This is a genomic window from Amniculibacterium aquaticum (genome assembly GCF_003852705.1).
In the GTDB taxonomy this organism is placed as follows: domain Bacteria; phylum Bacteroidota; class Bacteroidia; order Flavobacteriales; family Weeksellaceae; genus Amniculibacterium; species Amniculibacterium aquaticum.
On record NZ_REFA01000014.1, the window covers coordinates 26276 to 46622 of the forward strand.

Annotated in this window: 21 protein-coding genes; 13 read left to right on the forward strand and 8 right to left on the reverse strand. The window is 38.1% G+C overall.

Going from position 1 to position 20347, the window contains the following annotated elements; translation table 11 throughout:
• Positions 1 to 4: 4 nt before the first annotated feature.
• A complete protein-coding gene (locus tag EIY84_RS07515; protein WP_124641817.1) occupies positions 5 to 2155 on the reverse strand; it encodes an endonuclease MutS2 in 2151 nt (716 codons plus the stop codon).
• A 121-nt stretch (positions 2156 to 2276) separates the two neighbouring features.
• Here EIY84_RS07515 and EIY84_RS07520 point away from each other — a divergent pair, with 121 nt between their 5' ends.
• On the forward strand, positions 2277 to 2945 hold the full coding sequence (locus tag EIY84_RS07520) for a uracil-DNA glycosylase (protein ID WP_124641819.1): 669 nt from the start codon (positions 2277 to 2279) through the stop codon (positions 2943 to 2945).
• Here EIY84_RS07520 and EIY84_RS07525 read toward each other — a convergent pair.
• Both EIY84_RS07525 and EIY84_RS07530 read right to left on the reverse strand, forming a co-directional pair.
• Complete coding sequence (locus EIY84_RS07525; protein WP_124641822.1) at positions 2942 to 3292, reverse strand: hypothetical protein; 351 nt, start codon at positions 3290 to 3292, stop codon at positions 2942 to 2944. The genes EIY84_RS07520 and EIY84_RS07525 overlap by 4 nt on opposite strands.
• Positions 3293 to 3458: 166 nt before the next feature.
• Positions 3459 to 3947, reverse strand: a complete 489-nt coding sequence (locus EIY84_RS07530; RefSeq protein WP_124641824.1) for a DUF456 domain-containing protein — start codon at positions 3945 to 3947, stop codon at positions 3459 to 3461.
• Positions 3948 to 4020: 73 nt separating this feature from the next.
• Between EIY84_RS07530 and EIY84_RS07535 the strand changes: the two genes are divergently transcribed.
• From EIY84_RS07535 to gloA2, 8 genes are all read left to right on the forward strand, one after another.
• A complete protein-coding gene (locus tag EIY84_RS07535; protein ID WP_124641826.1) occupies positions 4021 to 5283 on the forward strand; it encodes a mechanosensitive ion channel family protein in 1263 nt (420 codons plus the stop codon).
• A gap of 30 nt (positions 5284 to 5313) precedes the next feature.
• Positions 5314 to 6033, forward strand: a complete 720-nt coding sequence (locus tag EIY84_RS07540) for a pyridoxine 5'-phosphate synthase (RefSeq protein WP_124641828.1) — start codon at positions 5314 to 5316, stop codon at positions 6031 to 6033.
• Between the two features lie 134 nt (positions 6034 to 6167).
• Complete coding sequence (locus EIY84_RS07545) at positions 6168 to 6944, forward strand: alpha/beta fold hydrolase (RefSeq protein ID WP_124641830.1); 777 nt, start codon at positions 6168 to 6170, stop codon at positions 6942 to 6944.
• Positions 6945 to 6975: 31 nt separating this feature from the next.
• Complete coding sequence (locus tag EIY84_RS07550; protein ID WP_124641832.1) at positions 6976 to 7977, forward strand: NAD-dependent epimerase/dehydratase family protein; 1002 nt, start codon at positions 6976 to 6978, stop codon at positions 7975 to 7977.
• Positions 7977 to 9737: an AMP-dependent synthetase/ligase gene (locus EIY84_RS07555; protein WP_124641834.1), complete on the forward strand. Its 1761-nt coding sequence runs from the start codon at positions 7977 to 7979 to the stop codon at positions 9735 to 9737. Before EIY84_RS07550 ends, EIY84_RS07555 begins: the two co-directional genes overlap by 1 nt.
• Positions 9738 to 9770: 33 nt before the next feature.
• Entirely contained in the window at positions 9771 to 10844 is a 1074-nt protein-coding gene (locus EIY84_RS07560) for a diphosphomevalonate/mevalonate 3,5-bisphosphate decarboxylase family protein (RefSeq protein ID WP_124641836.1), read from the forward strand.
• Positions 10845 to 11363: 519 nt separating this feature from the next.
• Positions 11364 to 12389 (forward strand): LLM class flavin-dependent oxidoreductase, encoded by a 1026-nt coding sequence (locus EIY84_RS07565; RefSeq protein WP_124641838.1) that lies wholly within the window; start codon positions 11364 to 11366, stop codon positions 12387 to 12389.
• A gap of 271 nt (positions 12390 to 12660) precedes the next feature.
• The gene (gene gloA2, locus EIY84_RS07570; RefSeq protein ID WP_124641840.1) at positions 12661 to 13035 is read left to right on the forward strand and encodes an SMU1112c/YaeR family gloxylase I-like metalloprotein; all 375 of its coding nucleotides are present in this window, start codon (positions 12661 to 12663) and stop codon (positions 13033 to 13035) included.
• Positions 13036 to 13179: 144 nt separating this feature from the next.
• Here the strand turns inward: gloA2 and EIY84_RS07575 are convergent, their stop codons facing one another.
• From EIY84_RS07575 to EIY84_RS07585, 3 genes are read right to left on the reverse strand one after another with little or no spacing between them, the layout of a single operon-like run.
• Positions 13180 to 13416 (reverse strand): hypothetical protein, encoded by a 237-nt coding sequence (locus tag EIY84_RS07575; protein ID WP_124641842.1) that lies wholly within the window; start codon positions 13414 to 13416, stop codon positions 13180 to 13182.
• A 10-nt stretch (positions 13417 to 13426) separates the two neighbouring features.
• The gene (rpe, locus tag EIY84_RS07580; RefSeq protein ID WP_124641844.1) at positions 13427 to 14086 is read right to left on the reverse strand and encodes a ribulose-phosphate 3-epimerase; all 660 of its coding nucleotides are present in this window, start codon (positions 14084 to 14086) and stop codon (positions 13427 to 13429) included.
• A 29-nt stretch (positions 14087 to 14115) separates the two neighbouring features.
• On the reverse strand, positions 14116 to 15192 hold the full coding sequence (locus EIY84_RS07585; RefSeq protein WP_124641846.1) for a zinc-binding metallopeptidase family protein: 1077 nt from the start codon (positions 15190 to 15192) through the stop codon (positions 14116 to 14118).
• Positions 15193 to 15246: 54 nt separating this feature from the next.
• On the opposite strand from EIY84_RS07585, the gene EIY84_RS07590 reads away from it, so the two are divergent.
• Both EIY84_RS07590 and EIY84_RS07595 read left to right on the forward strand, forming a co-directional pair.
• Positions 15247 to 15954 carry a DUF4294 domain-containing protein gene (locus EIY84_RS07590; protein WP_124641848.1) on the forward strand — a complete coding sequence of 236 codons (708 nt, stop codon included), beginning with the start codon at positions 15247 to 15249 and terminating at the stop codon, positions 15952 to 15954.
• Between the two features lie 7 nt (positions 15955 to 15961).
• Positions 15962 to 16747: a S1/P1 nuclease gene (locus EIY84_RS07595; RefSeq protein WP_124641850.1), complete on the forward strand. Its 786-nt coding sequence runs from the start codon at positions 15962 to 15964 to the stop codon at positions 16745 to 16747.
• Positions 16748 to 16799: 52 nt separating this feature from the next.
• Here the strand turns inward: EIY84_RS07595 and EIY84_RS07600 are convergent, their stop codons facing one another.
• Both EIY84_RS07600 and mnmD read right to left on the reverse strand, forming a co-directional pair.
• A complete protein-coding gene (locus EIY84_RS07600; RefSeq protein ID WP_124641852.1) occupies positions 16800 to 17210 on the reverse strand; it encodes an NUDIX domain-containing protein in 411 nt (136 codons plus the stop codon).
• Positions 17211 to 17250: 40 nt separating this feature from the next.
• Positions 17251 to 17925, reverse strand: coding sequence for a tRNA (5-methylaminomethyl-2-thiouridine)(34)-methyltransferase MnmD (mnmD, locus tag EIY84_RS07605; RefSeq protein WP_124641898.1), 675 nt, complete (start codon positions 17923 to 17925; stop codon positions 17251 to 17253).
• An 84-nt stretch (positions 17926 to 18009) separates the two neighbouring features.
• On the opposite strand from mnmD, the gene EIY84_RS07610 reads away from it, so the two are divergent.
• On the forward strand, positions 18010 to 19071 hold the full coding sequence (locus tag EIY84_RS07610; protein WP_124641854.1) for a branched-chain amino acid aminotransferase: 1062 nt from the start codon (positions 18010 to 18012) through the stop codon (positions 19069 to 19071).
• A 188-nt stretch (positions 19072 to 19259) separates the two neighbouring features.
• Complete coding sequence (locus EIY84_RS07615) at positions 19260 to 20297, forward strand: peptidylprolyl isomerase (protein WP_124641856.1); 1038 nt, start codon at positions 19260 to 19262, stop codon at positions 20295 to 20297.
• The last annotated feature ends 50 nt before the right edge of the window (positions 20298 to 20347 follow it).

Here is a 20347-nt window from a genome sequence, read left to right on the forward strand (position 1 = left end):
GGGGTTAAATTCTTTCCAACTCGTCGCTGGAAATTTGGGTTTTGAACGAACCGTAGTTTACCATGACCTTGCCGTTTTTTAGGATTTCATCAATGGTGCCCACAGAGGTACTGCCGGCAATCCGTACGCGTTGTCCAATTTTTATCCAAAGTTTTCGTTCTTCTTTCTTTTGGGTCTCCAGTTTTTCGTTGGTTTCTGCAATTTTTTCAATCACTTCTACCTTTTTCAGTTGCTGGGTTACTTTTCTTTTGATGACCTGCAATTTCTTAGTTTCGTCTTTGTCGGCACCCAATTTTCTAAACTTTTCTTGTTCCAAGATTTTTACAAAATCTTTTACCAATTCTTTTCTGGATTTACCGTTGATGTAGGAAGTGATGAAGGCTTCTATTTTGTTCCCGAACTGCAATTTGCGATGTTCTTCTTCATACAATTTTTGGAAATTGTAGAGTTTTTGCTCCAGTTGATCGTTCATTTTTTTTAGATTCTCCTTTTTGTCCACCACCGATTCTTTTTGTTCGGAAAGGTTGGATTTTAATTTTTCGACTTCAAATTTTTCTTGTTGAAGTTTGACAATGGTTTTATCCAGATTCACCACATCTTTTTCTACTTTTTCCCTTGCGCTCCGGATGATGAATCTTGGAATTTTATTTTTCTCGGCCACTTCAAAAGTAAAAGAACTTCCGGCTTGTCCCACCTCCAATTTATAGAGAGGCTCAAGAGAATGCTCATCAAACAACATGGCGGCATTGGTGGCAGCCGGCAACTGCTCTACAACCAATTTTATGTTGGTGTAATGGGTGGTGATGATGGCAAAAGATTTTTTTTCGTAGAAAAATTCCAAGAAACTCTCGGCCAAAGCGCCTCCCAATTCGGGGTCGGAGCCGGTACCAAATTCGTCGATCAGCAAAAGGGTATTTTCATTGGCTTCACGGATAATTCTGGACATTTTTTTCAACCTGGACGAATAGGTCGAAAGATGATTTTCTATGGATTGGTTGTCGCCGATATCGGTTTTTATATTTTCGAAGAAAAACATTTCCGACTTTGGATGTGCCGAGATCAGGATGCCACTTTGCAACATCAACTGCAACAAGCCTACCGTTTTTAGGGTGATGGATTTTCCACCGGCATTGGGTCCGGAGATGCAAATAATTCGGTTGTGCTCGGTTAATGAAAGGGTTTGCGAGAAGATTTCTTTATTTTCAGCTCGGTTTCTCAACAGCAACAAAGGATGAAAAGCTTCACGAAGTTTTAGCGTTTTGTGGGGGTTAATTTTAGGTAAAATTCCGCCTGTTTTTTCAGCAAACTTGGCCTTGGCACGGGTCAGATCCAGATCGAAGATGTACTGTTGGTAGGCTTCTAATTCTGGAGCGAAAACCGATATTTCGGCTGTGAGAACCCTCAGTAATTTGTCGATTTCTTTCTTTTCTTCTTCTTCGGCTTCCCTAAGTTTGAATTGGTGTTTTACTACAGAATCCGGTTGTATGTAAGTGATAGAACCCGTTTTGGACATTCCCAAAAACCTACCGGGAACTCTTTTTTTGAATACTGATTTTACGGCCAATACCCTTTGGTCGTCGATAATACTCTCGCGAATATCGTCCAAGAAATCTCCGGAAGCAAGGGCCGAAAGTGTACGGTTAAAGTTTTCCTGAATGTGCTTTTTTGCCATTTGCATTTCCGTTCTTATGGTTTTTAAGGTCGGTGTAGCCTCCGATTTTACCTCTCCAAAACGGTTGAAAACTTTGTCTATTTTTTCGATAATTTCTTTTCTGAATTCCAGGGCAGAAACTTCTGAAAGCAAAATAGGAAATGCTGCGGACAGAGTAGGAAAATATTTTTGCAGTCTTCCAATTTGCTCGGTAATGGTTTTTATTTTTATGAATCCGGCATTCTCTAATCGATAATTTTCTATGGGCAGCACTTTCAGTTCTGCAAGGATGTCCTCGTATTCGTCGAATGGGATGGCATTTGCGCTTTCAAAACTCGTCAGATATTCTGCTGTTTTTTTTAGAGCAATTTCTGCGGTTTCTCTATCGATAGGTTTTAGATTAAGAATGGCATTTTGGGTTTTTGCCGAATAAGCAAAAGGTGCAATCTCCGATAACAAGGTCGGAAACTCCAGTTCGTTAAGGTCTGTATCTTGAATATTCACAAGGCAAATTTAAAGAAATTTTGGTGGACAAATTTATCTCAGGCTCTTATTTCTAAAGTTTTAAACATGAATATTTTAATTTATGAATCGCGATGTTTATTTTTGTTGAAATTTCCTCTGAATGACTTGGCAAAAAGTTCTACAACCCATCACCCAAAGCAGCTATTACCATCAATTATTGGATAAAGTTCATCAAGAATATGCCAATTATCATTGTTTTCCACCAGAAAACCAAATATTCCGAGCTTTAGAGTTGACGCCTTTTGATGAGGTGAAGGTTGTTGTTTTGGGCCAAGATCCGTATCACGACGATCATCAAGCCAATGGTTTGGCTTTTTCGGTTTCCAACAAAGTGAAAACACCGCCTTCGCTCAAAAATATTTATAAAGAATTGTACCAAGATTTGGGTATTGTCCGCAACTCCAACGAATTGGATGATTGGGCAAAACAAGGTGTGCTGCTGCTCAATGCAACACTTACCGTTAGGGCTCATCAGGCCAACTCTCACCAGCATTTGGATTGGGAACAATACACGGATTTTATCATTCAATCGGTTTCTGAAAAGCATGAAAAAATAGTGTTTGTACTTTGGGGAAGTTTTGCACAGAAAAAAGTAAAATTAATTGATGAAAAAAAGCATTTCATCATACAATCTGCGCATCCATCGCCGCTCTCAGCCTATCGAGGATTTTTTGGTTCTCAACCTTTTTCCAAAATCAATGCCTTTTTAAGAGATCAACAAAAGGAAATCATCCATTGGGAAGATGCTGTTGCATCGACCTTGTTCTAATCTGTGTTTTTTTTTATAATTTTTAATACGACACTGTATTTTCTGTCTTCGATGGCAATTTTTTTCGATGGATAAGGATTTAGTTCAACCAATGAAACGATAAGATTGTTAAATTCCACCGAATTTTCGTAACCTTTTTTAACATCGTTCAAGGTAGAGAGTTTTAAAATTTTTGGTCGGGTAAAGATGCCTATCACTTCCACTTCCACGGTCCCTACTCCTTGCCAAATGCATTTTACTTCCTTTGGACATCGGCTGTCTTCAACGATAGATTTAAAAGTAAAATTGGTGTCGAATTCTTTCAGAAAGCGGTTTTCACCTTCTTGAAATGTGTAGGTGTTTTTCATGTTTTTTTCTTCGGATACCGTTTGATTTTTTTGTGAACTTTTATTCTTCCCATAGATTTTTTTTTGAGCCTGGCAGTTCTGGAAAAGACATAAAGCAATTGAAAAAAATACTATTTTACCTATGTTACGGATGGTTGTTTTCATTTTAAATTAGGATTTTAATGAATTAAAAAAAAGCATAATAAACAGTAACCAAAAACATCGCCAAACCAATCATAAAGCTAAACCCCGTGGAGATGAAAAAGCCTACAAAAGCACCTTTTACAGAGTTAAGTGCTTTTTGTTTATCCTTAATATCGTGTAACAATTCGCCAAGAAAAACGCCCAAAAGCATCCCGATGAGAAAACCAAACGGAATGGGAATCCAAATGAAACCAATAAGAGTCCCTATAAAAGAGCCAACGGAACCCCATCGTGTGCCGCCGTATTTTTTATTGGTCCTTGCCGGAACCCAATAGTTGAGGATGCCAGAAGTTATTGTAAGCGCACCAAAAAGCCAAACATAAAGCATCGGCATGTCGTTGCTTGTCCCGAATTTGTAAAGTAAAATTCCTAAAAAACTAACAATAAGCCCGGGAAGAACCGGAAGTACCGTCCCCATTAATCCGATGATTAGTAGAATTAGGCTGATGAAAATGACCAATGATGAATCCATTTTGTGTTTTAATTTGAAAGATAAAAATACGGAAATAATCTTTTCTCCTATTAAATTTCTTATTTTTGCTCTTATGAACGACGAACTGAAGAATACCAAAGGCCTTTTTAGGACCGTAAGCGACCAGATACATTATCTTATAAAGGATCATGTGGCCGATAATTTCGTTCTTTTGTTGCAGATCTCTGTTAAATTTTTGTTTCTGCTTGGGGTTCTTATTTTGATGAATTACATCATAAAGTTGACCCTAAACGGTGCTCATTATCTGTTTTCAAAAAAATATGAAAAAGAACCGGTCGTTTTGGCTTTGTATCAAAGTAAAATGCTCAATTCCATTTCTAATTTTTTGGCTTTGCTCTTCACCAAGCAACTTATAGTTTCGGTATTTTACAGACACCCAAAAAGTTATATTTTTTTAGAAAGGCTGTTCTATGTGTTAATGATTATTGCAGGATGGTTTCTTTACAAAAGAATACTCAATTCTATCGAGCGGTATTTTATCTTAAAAGAAGATTACTATCGGATAACTGGACATAGAGCCATCACTCAATCGCTCAAAATTATTGAGGCCATTATTTTTATTTTCCTTATTGTAACCACCATTTTTGGTATTTCTGCAAGTACCATTCTTGGGTCTTTAACCGCCATGACCGCCGTTATTGTTCTCATTTTTAGAGATACCATTTTAGGAATCATCACCGGTATCCATGTCTCGACTTCCAAAAATCTGAAAGTGGGCGATTGGATTGGGATTCCTAAATACAATATTGAAGGTAATGTGCAGGACATCAGTTTGTTGACCACTAAGATTCAGAATTTCGACAAAACCATTTCCACCATTCCAACCTACGATTTGCTTTCTACTGAAATTAGAAATCATCAAATTATGTACGAAGGAAGCAGTCGAAGAATAAAAAGATCCATCTATTTCAACATAAAATCGTTCAAATTTGTCGATCAAACTTTTTATGAAAAAGTAAAAGACATCAACCTGATTTCTGAATATTTGGATAAAAAACTAAAGGAAATTGCCGAGTCTAAAAAAGGCATTAGCAATGCCAATCGATTGATTAATGGACAGCAATTGACCAACATCGGACTCTTCAGAAATTATGTTTATAATTACCTCAAAAACAACCCAAGAGTCGATGCCGATGAGATTGTCTTGGTGCGCCAGTTGGAGATTTCGCCTCAAGGTTTGCCCTTAGAAATCTACTGTTTTGCCAACAAAGCCGAACTGGTGGATTATGAAAAAATCCAAGCCGACATTTTCGATCACATCCTGACTGCGGCTCAAGAATTTGAGTTGGAAGTCATGCAAACCAGTGTAAAATAATTTTTAATTAAGACCCATATCGTTAACCGAATGACCAAACTCTCTGTTAATATCAACAAAATTGCCACCCTGAGAAATGCCCGTGGTGGCGATGTCCCAAGTGTAACCCAAGTAGCTGTAGATGCCGAAAGATTCGGTGCACAAGGCATTACCATACATCCAAGACCGGATGAAAGACACATAACCAGAAAAGATGTCTATGATCTGAAACCTTTGGTGAAAACCGAATTTAACATCGAAGGCAATCCGCACCGTCCCTTTATCGACATGGTATTGGAAGTGAAACCCGAACAGGTCACTTTGGTTCCGGATGCCGATGATGCGATCACCTCCAATGCAGGTTGGGATTGCGAAAAACATAAGGATTTTTTAAAATCCGTGATTGCTGAATTTAAAAATGCAGGCATCAGAACTTCAATTTTCTTAGACCCCAATCCGGAAATGGTAAAATTTGCCGCTGAAACCGGTACGGATAGGATAGAACTTTATACCGAAGCCTACGCAAAAAATTACAGCATCAACAAAGAAGAGGCGATAAAAGCGTATGTAGAAACCGCTTTGGAAGCCGAAAAATATGGTTTGGGCATCAATGCAGGACACGATCTGAGTTTGGAGAATTTAAAATATTTCTCTGACCAAATCCCAAATTTGTTGGAAGTTTCCATCGGTCACGCTCTTATTTCTGAAGCCTTGTACATGGGATTGGAAAACACCATTCAGGCCTATTTGAAGAGATTGGCAAAGTGGTAGTTGGTTGATGGTTGTCAGTTGATGGTTGTCGGTATTTGAAAATGAGACTGTACCTCCATCACTTCATCACTTCATCACTTCATCACTTTATAGCTCCATCACCAAATCTCTTCATCACATTTTAACTTTAATAAATGAACCTATTACATTCAAAAATATACGGAACTGAGCAGACGGGGACACCTCTTTTGGTGTTTCATGGTTTGTTTGGGATGCTCGACAATTGGGGAAGTTTCGGCAAAGAATTTGGAGAACTTTTTCCCACCCATCTTATGGATCTCAGAAATCACGGGAAGTCCTTCCACTCGGAGGAGATGGATCTTGATGCCATGACAGCGGATATCCTGAATTATATGGAGGCCCATGGTTTGGAAAAAATTAATCTTCTGGGGCATTCTTTAGGCGGAAAAGCCGTGATGACATTTGCCATCACTTATCCCGAAAAAGTGGATCACCTTATTGTGGTCGATATGGCTCCAAAGGCCTATCCTCCGCATCATCAGGGGATTATAAAAGCGTTGCAGTCGGTGGATTTTTCTGTGGTGAAATCTAGACAAGAAGCTGAAGAAATTTTAGCTCAATACATCCACGAAAAATCGGTGATTCAGTTTTTGGCCAAAAACCTATATTGGACTGAAGATAAACAATTGGCGTGGAGGTTTAACCTAAAAACATTGGCCGAGAAATACAACGATTTTGTGGCTTCGGCGATAAAATTTGGTCAATTTTCCGGGGAAACTTTGTTTTTGGGTGGTGCAAAATCCAATTACATTTTACCTCAAGACGAATTTCTCATTAAGCAACAATTCCCCAATTCGAAAATCATACACATTGCCAACGCCGGACATTGGGTTCAGGCAGAAAATCCCAAGGATTTTAATCAGGCGGTAAAAGATTTTTTAATTGTGTAAATTTGAAAAATATTAAAAATAAAACTTCTTTATGGTATTAGTGACCGGTGCTACTGGGATTTTGGGTCGAGTGATTGTTTTGGATTTGCTGAAACAAGGTAAAACCGTTCGTGCAACCAAAAGACCCAGCTCAAATGTAGAAGAAGTCAGAAAATCATTTACCTTTTATACCGAACAACCCGATTATTATTTTGATAAAATAGAGTGGGTAGATTGTGATTTTGAAGATATACATTCTCTAGAAGCCGCTGTAAAAGGCATTTCAGAAGTCTATCATTGTGCCGCCAAAGTCAGTTTTCATCCCAAAGACAAAGAGGAAATGTACCAAACCAATATCGAAGGAACCAAGCAATTGTTGTACGCTTGTCAAAATTCATCGGTTACAAAATTTTGCTTTATATCTTCTATCGCTGTTTTGGATGGGGTGAATGATGTGGGCGAAATGGATGAAAATTCAGATTTTAATTCCAAATTAGAACATTCGGCCTATGCCAAATCCAAACATTTTGCAGAAATGGAGGTGTGGCGGGCTTCTGCGGAAGGACTGAAAGTGGTCATCGTTAATCCCGGCGTCATCATCGGTTCCGGAAATTGGAACGCCAGCTCTGGAGCGTTGTTTAAAAAACTTCAGAAAACTCCTTTTTCTTTTAGCGGCTCCACTTCTTATGTCGATGTCAGGGATGTCTCCGCATGTGCCATTCAACTGATGGAAGAGAATGTATTCGACCAAAGATTTATCTTGGTTTCAGAATCTAAGAAAATCTCAGAAGTGGCGAATTTCGTTAGAAAAAATACAGGTTTGACTGCGGTAAATGTCGTTTCCAATTCTATTTTGAAATTCGGCGTTTTTCTGAATGCCATTCTCGGCTGGGCTGTACCTGTTTTTAGATTGATGAACAAAGTCAACATCCAAGCTCTAACTTCCGACCATAAAATTTCCAATAAAAAAATCATCAATCAATTGGACTTTCAATTCATTCCGGTTATGGAAAGTTTGAAGTTTCATTTGAACAATTATACTAAAAAATCCTAATGAATTTTACCTCATTCATCCATAAAAATGCCGATTTGTATCTTAGAAAACCGGCTTTAGGCTTCAAGAAAGACAACGAGTGGAAAGAAATCAATTGGTCGGTTTTCCGTACCATTGTTTGCAAAACGGCCAATGCCCTTAGAGAGCACGGCATCAAAGAAAATGATAGAGTAGCCATTTATTCTGAAAACTGTGCCGAATGGATTTGTTTCGACCTTGCCGTGATGGCTTTGGGCGCCGTAACCGTACCCATCTATGCCACCAATAACCAAGAACAGACCGCATATATACTGAACGATTCCCAAGCCAAAATTATTTTGGTGGGCAACCAAGAGCAGTACGATGCGGCTTTTGAAATTATTCAGAAATCTCAATTTCTAGAGAAAATATTGGTCATCAAAAAATCCGTTTGGATCAAAAAAGAAAATACCGAGTATCTGGAAAATTTCATGAAACCCGGAAAAGAACATTTTGAAATTGTTGAAAAAAAGGATGACGATATCGCCACTTTAATCTATACATCGGGTACCACAGGAGTCCCCAAAGGGGTGATGCTTACCCACGGTAATTTTCAGAAATGTGTAGATTCTCACTTTGAGTTTTTTAAATTTGATAACTTCGTGAACGAGCATTCTTTGGCTTTTCTACCACTAACCCATGTTTTCGAGAGAAGTTGGACTTTGCTTTGCCTTTACGGTGGTGCCAAAGTTTCGTTTTTAGAAAATCCCAAACTTATCGCGCATGCCTTAACCGAGGTTAAGCCGAGTTTGATGTGCTCTGTACCAAGATTTTACCAAAAAATCTACGGCGGTATCCAAGAAATGGTAGCCTCTGGATCCGATTCTAAAAAGAAAGTTTTCCATTGGGCTTTGAAAATTGGGGGTGAAGTGGCAGAGTTGAATAGGAAGAATCAATCCGTTCCTTTTGCTCTGGGCATCAAAAACAAAATAGCCAATGCCATGGTGTTCTCCAAAATTAAAAATAGATTGGGAGGAAATCTTTGGTTTATGCCTTGTGGCGGAGCTTCTATCTCTGCGGAAGTGACAAAGTTTTTCGATGCTATGGGAATACACATCACGGTGGGTTATGGTCTTACCGAGACTACTGCAACCCTGACGGCTTTCCCTTTCAAAAATTACGAACACGGAACCGCCGGAAAACCTCTTGGTAATACTCAAATAAAAATTGGGGAAAACGATGAAATCCTTGCCAAAGGCGATGGCATCATGAAAGGATACTACAACAAACCCGAAGATACTGCAAAAGTCTTTACCGAGGACGGTTGGTTCAAAACGGGTGATGCCGGTAAATTTGATGAGAGTGGAAATCTTATCATCACCGATAGAATAAAGGATCTGATGAAAACATCCAACGGAAAGTACATCGCGCCACAACCGATAGAAAACCTGCTCTCCAACAACAATTACATCCAACAAGTGATGCTGATTGCCGAAGACAAGCCTTTTGTATCGGCACTTATCGTTCCTAATTTTGAATTTTTACAAGAAAAAATTAAAGAACTAAACATCCCTTTTACCCATTGGACCGAGGTGATGGGAAATCCTAAAGTGAAAGACCTCTACAAACAAAAAATAGATGAGGTACAACACGCGCTTTCCGGAGTGGAAAAAGTGAAAAAATTCCACCTGATGCCTGCAGAATTTGAGATTTCTTCAGGCGAAATTACACCAACTTTAAAAATTAAAAGAAACATCGTTTTACAAAAATATCAATCCCTGATTGATGAGATGTATGCCTAATTTTTTTGAATAAGATTTTTTTAAAACCCAACCATGACACAAGAATTCATATCAAATAAAGAATACAAAATTTTTTCCGCAGAAGCTTCGGCTTCTTGTCCCAGCAACATCGCCCTGATAAAATATTGGGGAAAATATGCTAACCAAATACCGGCAAACCCAAGCATTTCCTACACCCTGAACCGTTGCAAAACCATCACCAAAATGGAGTTTGTGGCTGGTGAGGATTTTTCTGTTCAGACTTTTTTGGCAGGAAATGAAGAGAAAAAATTTGCAGAGAAAATAGAAAAATATTTCAAAAATATCGAAGTGTATCTCCCTTGGATTCTCAAAGGAAAGTACATCATCCGAACAGAAAATACCTTCCCACACTCTTCCGGAATTGCCAGTTCGGCATCCGGTTTTGGTGCCATTGCCCAATGCTTGATGACTTTGGATAACATTTTCGCTTCAGAAAACCAACAACCAACAACCGACAACCAACAACCATCAACCAAAAAAGCATCCTTTCTTGCTCGTTTGGGATCCGGTTCGGCGTGCAGAAGTTTGTACAACGGATTGATCGTTTGGGGCGAAACAGAAACGGTGAATGGCAGTTCAGATCTTTTTGCCGTGCCGTATCCTGAAGACGAAATCCACCCAAAATTTAAGAAATTTAACGACTGGGTTTTACTCATCCACGAAGGTCAGAAAACCGTTTCTTCCACCGTGGGACACGGGTTGATGAATACCAATCCTTATGCTGAAAGAAGATTTCAGGAAGCCAAAGAAAATTTTTTCTTGCTGAAAGACATTTTGAAATCCGGAGATATGGAAAAGTTCATCCAACTGGTAGAGCACGAAGCACTCACCCTTCATGCCATGATGATGATGAGCGAGCCGGCTTTTATCCTCATGAAAACCGGAACCATGGAGGTCATCAACAAAATTTGGAATTTCCGTCAGCAAACTTCTTTGCCACTTTTCTTTACCCTAGATGCCGGAGCCAATGTACATGTTTTGTTCCCCGAAAACGAAACGGCAGAAGCCATCAAAGATTTTATCAACACAGAGCTCCTTCCGCATACCCAAAACGGCGGAGTGGTGAAGGATGAGATGAGGTTTTAGTGCTAAAATCAGCATTTTTTTTTAGGAGCTATTTCCTGCTTTCCGTTGCAATCTTTTGTTCGTGCCTCACAAAAGGATTTTCACTGCAATCAGGGCTAGGGTCTAGGCAGTTAACAGAAATCCTTTCCAAACATTCATCATCTATTTTTTTTGTACATGACAAAAAAATAGAATAGCTTAATTATAACCACATAAGTACATAGATAGTGTCGTTATTGCGAAAATAAATACGAGCAGGACACAATAGAAATCCGTCTTTGACGGATACTAAGTGCAACTATGCAATCTTATTGCCAATAATTCTATGTTTCTATGTGGTTTAAATCAGATATCTATATAGCTGTTATAATTTTTGTCATGTACTTAGGAAAAAAAGTAAAATTGTTGTTTTTCGTGAGGACAAAATCGTAAAACTAAATCCATAATCTTGGATATGCTAAAGGACTACTCGTATTCTTTCTTATCTTATATCAATGTTAGGCTTTTCTCTTTGCTGTACATTTGCATAAAAATAAGCGTATGAAAAAGTTTGAATTGGGTGTGGGCATGTTTGGAGATTTGGCTTTAGATGAAGCAACCAACAAATATGCCGATGCCGGACAAAAATTACAAGAAATACTTAGCGAAATACAATTGGCAGACCAACTGGGTTTAGATGTCTTTGCCTTGGGCGAACACCACCGTCCAGATTATGCGGTATCTTCGCCAGAGATGGTGCTTTCGGCTGCTGCTGCTTTAACCCAAAACATCAAACTGATGTCTGCCGTTACCGTGTTGAGTTCTGCAGAACCGGTGAAGGTTTATCAGGATTTTTCAACCTTAGATCTTATTTCTAACGGAAGAGCCGAGATCGGTGTGGGTCGCGGAAGTTTCACCGAGTCTTTTCCGCTTTTTGGCTACGACCTGAACGATTATCACGAACTTTTCGAGGAAAAATTGGGTTTGTTGCTCAAAATCAACAATCAAGAAAATGTAAGCTGGCGTGGGAGGTTAAGAGCTCCTATGATAGACCAAACCGTATATCCAAGAGCGGTGAATAACGGAAAACTACCCATTTGGATTGCTGTAGGCGGTACGCCAGAGTCGGTGCATCGTGCTGCTCGATTGGGGTTGCCTCTGATTGTTGCCATCATCGGGGGTATGCCAAAGCAGTTTCAACCTTTGATGGACTATTACAAAAAAGAATACCTCCGTTTCGGACACGATCCCGAAGCCATGCAAATAGGGATTCATACCCATACTTTTGTGAGTGAAGATCCTGAAGTTGTAGAAGGATATTTCAAAAATTATGCTTCTCAAATGGATAGAATTGGTAGAACTCGCGGTTGGTCGCCTTACACAAAAATGCAATACGACGGAGGCAGAAGCCGAGAGGGTGCTTTGTTTATCGGTAATTCTGAAGAAGTTGCCGAAAAAATAAATGCAGTGAAAGAAATGTTTGGACTTACCCGATTTATCGGTCACATGGATGTAGGTGCGCCCAACCACGATCTGATGATGCAAAGCATTGAACTGTTTGCAACGAAAGTAAGAGAGCGGTTATAAAATATTTTTTCTAAATTACCTCAAAGTACATAATAAAAATAGTAACAGCAAAATAATCAGCTACTTAAACCACATAGAAACATAGAATTATTACAAAAAAAGTTATATAGTTACACTTAGTATCCGTCAAAGACGGATTTCTATTGTGTACTGCTAGTATTTATTTTTGCAAAAACGAAACTTTCTATGTACCTATGTGGTTATAATTAAGCTATTCTATTTTTTATCATGTATTAAAAAATTGCATAAACACTAAACACCAAACACCAAAATGAAACTCCACCACATTGCGATTATTTGTTCGGATTATGAGCGTTCTAAAAAATTTTACACAGAGATTTTAGGACTCAAAATTCTTCGTGAAGTGTATCGAGAAGAGCGAAGATCTTGGAAGCTGGATCTGGGAATAGAAGAGGACTATGTCATCGAGCTTTTCTCATTTCCCAATCCACCACAAAGGCCATCCAGACCAGAAGCTTGCGGTTTGAGGCATCTGGCTTTTGGGGTAGATGATGTTGAGGCGAAGAGGAAGGAACTTCAACAAAAAGGTTTAGCATGTGAAGAAATTAGATTGGATGAATTCACAGAGAAAAAATTCTTTTTCACCCAAGATCCGGACTACTTGCCGATAGAGTTTTATGGGTGAAAATGCTTGAAATTTCTACAACTTTTGTGTGTTTTTTGTCTAAATTCCATCAAACAAACTATTTTAATCAATTGTAAATGTCCATTTGAAAACAATTAAAGCTGCCCGAGTTTGGACAGCTTTAATTTTATTTTGAAATACGGTTTATTTTTCAATAGAAGGATGTTCGTTGTTCTTATTTTCAAATTGTGAGTAATCGGTGTCTTTGGTTTTTCTAGAAACAAAAGCAGCTCTGAAAATTCCTAAGGCCAATCCCAATATGCTGAAAATTTCAAACAAGAAAATACCGGTACTGTTTTGCGAAAAAAAATAGCAAATTCCACCCAAAATAGATCCTATGATCCATGAAATGAGTACTGTTCTAATGAAATTTAAACTCATACTGTTCGGTTTAGTCGAAGGAAACTTTTAACAATTCAATGGTTTTAGCAGGATCTTCTGTTGAAAATACGGCATTTCCGGCAACCAAAACATCGGCACCTGCATCAAAAAGCTTGGAAGCATTGTCCAGATTTACTCCACCATCAACTTGGATCAATGCAGTAGAATTGTTGGACACGATCAAATCTTTGGTTTCCTTGATTTTTTTATAGGTATTTTCAATAAATTTTTGTCCACCAAAGCCCGGATTCACGCTCATTAACAATACCAAATCTACATCTGCAATAATATCTTCCAACATCAAAACAGGAGTCGAAGGATTGAGGACAACGCCAGCTTTTGCTCCTTTGCTCTGTATCAAATTGATGGTGCGGTGCAGGTGTGTACAAGCTTCGTAATGTACGGAAACAAGGTCTGCACCGTAATCGATAAATTCTTCAACATACTTTTCAGGTTCCACGATCATCAAGTGGACATCCACAAATTTCTTGGCATGTTGCTGTATGGTTTTCATCACCGGGAATCCGAAGGAAATATTCGGGACAAATCTCCCGTCCATAACATCCACATGCAACCAATCGGCTTGGGATTGGTTCAGCATTTCTATGTCTCTTTGCAGGTTTCCGAAATCTGCAGACAGAAGGGATGGAGCGATTAATTTAGTTTTCATTTTACTTGATATAAATTTAGATCTTTTTATTAATGGTATTTCAAATTCATTTTTGGATTAATGTTGATCAAAGATTCATAGATTAATTGAATGACATTGGCTACATCTTCCTTGGCCACCATTTCTACTGTGGTGTGCATATAGCGCAAAGGTAGGGAAATTAATGCACTTGGAGTTCCACCATTGGCATGTGCAAAGGCGTCGGTATCTGTACCTGTCGTTCTGCTGGAAGCAGCTCTTTGGTACGGGATGTTTTTGGTTTTTGCGGTTTCAATAATCAATTCACGGATTTTGTGATGTACCGTGGGTGCAAAATAGACCACCGGACCTGCTCCACATTTTTGTTCGCCTTCTTTTTTCTTGTCAATCATTGGGGTTGTGGTGTCGTGGGTAACATCGGTAACGATAGCAATGTTAGGTTTTATGGTATCTGCAATCATATCTGCACCGTACAAGCCAACCTCTTCTTGTACAGAATTGGTAATGTATAGGCCAAAAGGTAGTTTTATGTTGTTTTCCTTTAACAATCGTGCAACTTCGGCAATCATAAATCCTCCGATACGGTTGTCCAAAGCACGACAAACAAAGTATCTGTCGTTCATTTCGAAAAATTCGTCCGGATAGGTTATCATGCAACCTACTTCAATCCCCATATCCAAAACTTCCTGCTTGCTGGTTGCGCCACAATCGATAAAGATGTTTTCGATTTTTGGAGTGGTTTCCTTTTCATTTCCAATTCGGGTATGGATTGCCGGCCAACCGAAAACACCTTTTACGATGCCTTTTTCGCCGTGGATGTGTACAATTTTGGAGGGCGCAATCATTTGGTCGGAGCCACCATTTCGGATGACATAGATCAACCCATCATCGGTAATATAATTGACATACCAAGAGATTTCATCGGCATGAGCTTCTATAACGACTTTGAAAGGAGCCTCCGGATTGATAATTCCGTAGCAAGTTCCGTAATGATCGATTTCAATTTTGTCCACAAAATTTTGTATGTAGTCCATCCAAACTTTTTGTCCTTTGTGTTCGTAACCTGTTGGGGAAGATGTATTTAAATATTCTTCTAGAAAATGAAGTGATTTTTTTTCGAATTTCATAGATAAAAGGAATGATTTTTGCGTTAATTTTTATTGATTTAAAGGGTAAAAATAATGAATTTTAAACAACTCCACTTGATATTTTTTTTGTTTTTGGGTATTTTTATGCATGCTCAAAACGATTCCGCTTTAATATCCAGGCCATTGAGTCAGTATCCTGAAGATTTGTTGAAAGTAGATGAATTCGGGAACAAATATTATTATGATGAACAACAGAAAGCAAAAATCTACGAAATAAATGGCGAAACTGTAGTGGTAATGGATGAAATTGTCCTTTTGAATAAACCAAAGTTTAATAACCAACTGGATCAAAATTACTATTTCTTTCTTAATAAAAAACTCAATCGCGTGTATCCGCTTTTTATAAAAGCCTTGGGGCAATACCGCGATGTACAATTGCAAGCATCTAAGTTGGAGAGTTCGGACAAAAGAAAATACATTAAAACCAAACAGAACGAATTGGCATCGCAATACGAAACTCAACTTAGAGATCTAACCACCACTGAAGGTCGTGTATTTGCAAAATTAATGAACAGAGCAACCGGAAAAACGGTTTACGAAATAATTAAAGAACTGAGAGGAGGTTGGTCGGCTTTTTGGTGGAATGTGAAAGGAAATGTTGCCGATGTGGATATCAAAGAACCTTATGACCCGCATGCCAATAGGAGCGATGCTTTTTTGGAATCCTTACTACGATCCAACTGGAATGTAGGCTATCTGAAACCTTATCCTGGTGCGAGTTCCTACAAAATTTCAAAATAAATTTATCATGAAACCTAAAAAACTATTGACCATTTTTATGCTTTTGTTTCTTTTTACAGATGCATTTGCATGGGGCACAACAGGCCATAGAGTTATTGCCGAAGTTGCCGAAAGAAATTTAACCAAAAGAGCGCAAAGAAAATTGCATAAGATCATTGGCGATCAAAAATTAGCCTATTGGGCCAATTGGCCGGATTTTATAAAATCGGATACCACAGAGGTTTGGAAATCTACAGACACCTGGCATTATGTGAACATTAGCAATGCAAAAGATCTTGCAGAATTTTCTAACTCTTTGCATAATTTGTCTGGATCTAATTTATATACCCAAATCAACACATTGTCTGCACAAATAAAAGACAAGAAAACTCCTTTAAAAGACAAAGAAATAGCATTGCGATTTTTAATCCATATTGTAGGAGATATGGCGCAACCCATGCATGTGGGAAATGCCGAAGACAAAGGTGGAAATTCTATTAAAGTTACTTTCTTTGGTCAGTCGGCCAACCTTCATTCGCTTTGGGATAGCAAATTGGTAGATTATCAAAAATACAGCTATACCGAATATGCCGATGTATTGCTAAGAAAACAGCATGACAAAGATTCCATTCAAGACGGTTCGTTAGAAAGTTGGCTTTACGATAGTCGATTGCAAGCCGAAAAAATCTACGATTATTCTAAGTTGAAAACCAATTATATGTACGAGTACGATTATCGTTTCAACGATTTGCTAGAAAGGCAGTTGTTGTACGGAGGACTTCGTTTGGCAAAAATTCTGAATACCATATTATAAAGCATTCTAAAGAAATAAGGATGAACTCGATACGGGTTCATCCTTTTTTTTGTTAAAATCGTTGTTTTAATTTTTCAAAAACCAAAGCATCGATTGGCAGTGTAAATGGATTTTCTTGATCCAAGGAAATCCACTCAACTTTTTCAATACAAGGATCACGAATGATGAGCTCGTCCTCATCCACCAAATCTGCCGTGTAATATACGGTTAGCAATTGTTCATTTTCACGAAATCTGGACTCTAGAAAGTCTTCTTGAGTATAAAAATGCTGAATATTTTTTATTTTTAAATTCAATTCTTCATCAAATTCACGATGCAAACACTCGATTACGCTTTCTCCAAATTCCAAACCTCCACCAGGAAGCTTTAGTAAGGCTTCGCCGGCATATTCTTCATACAAAGCCAAAACTTTTCGGTCTTTTATACAACAAGCATAGATTCGGATGTTTATTTTGTCGATCATATATATAAGGTGTTATTGATTTTTGTAAAGTTAGTGGTTTTTAAGATTTCCATGCATTCAGCATTTCTCTTTTTCCGGGTGGCCCTTGTAGCTTTTCAACCGTCATGCCCAATTCTTTTAGAATTCTTTTTACACTTCCTTTGGAGGAGTAGGTGGTTAGTAAGCTGTTGATATTCATTTTGTTAAATACCATTTCGAACAGTGGTTTTTCCCAAAGATCGGGTTGTACTCGTGCCCCAAAGCAATCGAAATAGACCAAATCTACAGGAGGCATTTCTTTATTTTGAAGTTCAAAAAAGTCACACTCTATTTTTTTGAGATTAAAATTAGGAACAATCTCCACCAATTTTTCCCACTCCACAGCATGAATTTTTTGCTCTATTTCTGTTAAATTTTGTTCACAAAAAAGTGAAGAGTAGTTCAGATTCGATCTCTCGGTCTCATTTATGGGATATTTTTCCAGAGAAAAATAATTGATAACATGATTTTTGTTAGTTTTTAAAAATTCATTAATTGTAACCAAAACATTCAAACCTGTTCCAAAACCAAGTTCTAAAATGTTAATTTCATTTTTATTCAAACGATTGAGTCCATTTTTAATAAATACATGCTCCGCTTCTTGTAGCGCTCCATGATGAGAATGATAGCATTCGTCTAAATCTTTAATATACAGTGTTTTACTACCGTCGTTGGTGGTTTTTATCTCTCTTTCCAAGGCTTTTTTTTTCAAATTTAAACGAAAATTTTGACAATTAAAAAATTATGTTAAATTTGTTCAATACCAATTAAAATTTACAAAATGATAATTCAAAAAACGACCAACCCTCGAATTTCTACATTTGATCCAAAGAATTTTACTTTCGGAAGTGCATTCATCGACCACATGATTATTTGTGAATATGAAGACGGAAAATGGGGGGAAGCGAAATTGATGCCTTATGGTCCACTGCCTTTTACTCCTGCAATGATGGGGGTAAACTATGGACAAGCTTGTTTTGAAGGGATGAAAGCCTACAAAGACGAAGCTGGAGATGTATTTTTATTCAGAGCTCAGAAAAATTTCGAGAGATTTAATAAGTCTGCTAAAAGATTGGCCATCCCAGAAATACCAGAAGAGGTTTTCATTGGTGGACTAAAAGCTTTGGTGGACATGGATAGAGAGTGGGTTCCTGCAGGAATTGGAAACTCTTTGTACATCCGTCCTTTGGTTTTTGCTACCGAAGAGGCTCTAAAAGCTAGAATTTCATCCAAGTACATGTTTGCCATCGTTGCAACACCGGCAAAAAGCTACTATGCAGAACCGGTTTCTGTAAAAATTTCCGATCACTATTCTAGAGCTGCAAGCGGAGGGGTAGGATCTGCAAAAGCTGCAGGTAACTATGCTGCTTCTTTCTATCCAACTCAGTTGGCAAACGAGGAAGGGTATGAGCAAATTATCTGGACTGATGATGCAACGCATGAATATTTTGAAGAAAGTGGAACCATGAATGTTTTTGTTAGAATCAACAACACCATTTACACACCACCAACATCCGAAAAAATCTTGGACGGAGTTACCAGAGATAGCTTTATCGCTTTGGCAAAACACAAAGGAATTGAAGTGAAGGTAGAGCCTGTTGCCGTTGAAATGGTGATTAATGCATACAAAGATGGAAGCTTAAAAGAAGTTTGGGGAGTAGGAACTGCCGTTGTTACTAGCGCTTTCAAAGCTTTAGGCTACAAAGGTGAACGATTAGAATTGCCCATGTTACCAAAAGAAGAAAGTTATGCATTAACCCTTCAAGATGAATTGGTGAACATCCAAAATAACAAAGCCGAAGATCCATTTGGTTGGAGAATTCTTGTTGAAAAGAAATTTTAATACCAAATATCAACAATATTTGAAAGAGCAAGTCCGAAATTATTCGGGCTTGTTCCATTTTACGGATAACCTATTTTTCCGTATTATTGCATTTCTAAATCCAAGATTAATAAATGAAAATTTCAGGAAAAATAATATTAACCCTAGCGAGTATCTCGCTTTTTAGTTGTACCTCAATATATAAGAAAATGAACATAGACAAAGAAATTTACGAAGGTCTTCAGGATGGACTTTATGCCAATTTACAAACTTCCAAAGGAAACATGGTTGTAAAATTCGAAGATAAAAAATCTCCAGTAACCGTAGCCAATTTCATCGGTTTGGCCGAAGGAAAAATTGAAAATACTTCTAAGCCAAAAGGAACTCCTTTTTATGACGGAACCATTTTTCACCGTATTATCAAAAACTTTATGATCCAAGGTGGCGATCCAAAAGGAACAGGAATGGGCGATCCGGGGTATAAATTTGATGACGAGAAAAACAACCTTCAGCACACAGGAAAAGGAATTTTGTCGATGGCAAATTCCGGACCGAATACCAACGGCTCTCAGTTCTTCATCACCGAAGTGGCAACCCCTTGGTTGGATGGAAAACACACCATTTTCGGAGAAATTGTTGTAGGAAAAGATCTTGTTGATGTTATCGCCAATGTAGAAACCGGTGCGCAAGACAAACCAAAAACCGATGTGGTGCTAGAGAAAGTTTCTGTTTTCTCAAAAGGCGATCAATACAAAGATTACGATGCCGCAAAAGTTTTTAACGAAGGTAAAAGTAAAATTAAAGAAGCCAATCAAGAATATTTGGCTAAAGAAGCAGAAGAAAAAAAGAAAAGAGAAGTAGAATTTGCAGCCAATCAATTGAAATTGGTGAACGATTTGAAATCCGATATGCAAGAAACAGAATCTGGACTTTTCTATAAAATTACCAAAAATACAGAAGGTAAAGCACCTAAAAAAGGAGATACCGTTTCTGTACATTATGCCGGGAAATTGGTAGATGGAAGCGAGTTTGATAACTCTTTTAAAAGAGGCGAACCTATCCAAATTCCTATCGGATTGGGACATGTGATCAAAGGTTGGGACGAAGGCATTATGTTGTTGAAAGAAGGAGAAACAGCAACCTTGCTTATCCCTGCCGAATTGGGATACGGTGCTAGAGGTGCTGGTGGCGTGATCCCACCAAATGCTTGGCTGATTTTCGATGTCGAATTGGTAAAAGTAAAATAAATTTTAATCCGGGTTTACCCGGATTTTTTATTCTTTTTCATCTTCTAAAT

Coding starts and splice junctions, on each gene's coding strand:
- EIY84_RS07615 (WP_124641856.1), top strand. CDS start 19,260: ATGAACATAGACAAAGAAATTTACGAAGGTCTTCAGGATGGACTTTAT.
- EIY84_RS07600 (WP_124641852.1), bottom strand. CDS start 17,210: ATGATCGACAAAATAAACATCCGAATCTATGCTTGTTGTATAAAAGAC.
- gloA2 (WP_124641840.1), top strand. CDS start 12,661: ATGAAACTCCACCACATTGCGATTATTTGTTCGGATTATGAGCGTTCT.
- EIY84_RS07610 (WP_124641854.1), top strand. CDS start 18,010: ATGATAATTCAAAAAACGACCAACCCTCGAATTTCTACATTTGATCCA.
- EIY84_RS07565 (WP_124641838.1), top strand. CDS start 11,364: ATGAAAAAGTTTGAATTGGGTGTGGGCATGTTTGGAGATTTGGCTTTA.
- EIY84_RS07590 (WP_124641848.1), top strand. CDS start 15,247: ATGAATTTTAAACAACTCCACTTGATATTTTTTTTGTTTTTGGGTATT.
- EIY84_RS07535 (WP_124641826.1), top strand. CDS start 4,021: ATGAACGACGAACTGAAGAATACCAAAGGCCTTTTTAGGACCGTAAGC.
- EIY84_RS07585 (WP_124641846.1), bottom strand. CDS start 15,192: ATGAAATTCGAAAAAAAATCACTTCATTTTCTAGAAGAATATTTAAAT.
- EIY84_RS07525 (WP_124641822.1), bottom strand. CDS start 3,292: ATGAAAAACACCTACACATTTCAAGAAGGTGAAAACCGCTTTCTGAAA.
- EIY84_RS07555 (WP_124641834.1), top strand. CDS start 7,977: ATGAATTTTACCTCATTCATCCATAAAAATGCCGATTTGTATCTTAGA.
- EIY84_RS07545 (WP_124641830.1), top strand. CDS start 6,168: ATGAACCTATTACATTCAAAAATATACGGAACTGAGCAGACGGGGACA.
- EIY84_RS07550 (WP_124641832.1), top strand. CDS start 6,976: ATGGTATTAGTGACCGGTGCTACTGGGATTTTGGGTCGAGTGATTGTT.
- EIY84_RS07575 (WP_124641842.1), bottom strand. CDS start 13,416: ATGAGTTTAAATTTCATTAGAACAGTACTCATTTCATGGATCATAGGA.
- rpe (WP_124641844.1), bottom strand. CDS start 14,086: ATGAAAACTAAATTAATCGCTCCATCCCTTCTGTCTGCAGATTTCGGA.
- EIY84_RS07520 (WP_124641819.1), top strand. CDS start 2,277: ATGACTTGGCAAAAAGTTCTACAACCCATCACCCAAAGCAGCTATTAC.
- EIY84_RS07595 (WP_124641850.1), top strand. CDS start 15,962: ATGAAACCTAAAAAACTATTGACCATTTTTATGCTTTTGTTTCTTTTT.
- EIY84_RS07530 (WP_124641824.1), bottom strand. CDS start 3,947: ATGGATTCATCATTGGTCATTTTCATCAGCCTAATTCTACTAATCATC.
- EIY84_RS07560 (WP_124641836.1), top strand. CDS start 9,771: ATGACACAAGAATTCATATCAAATAAAGAATACAAAATTTTTTCCGCA.
- EIY84_RS07540 (WP_124641828.1), top strand. CDS start 5,314: ATGACCAAACTCTCTGTTAATATCAACAAAATTGCCACCCTGAGAAAT.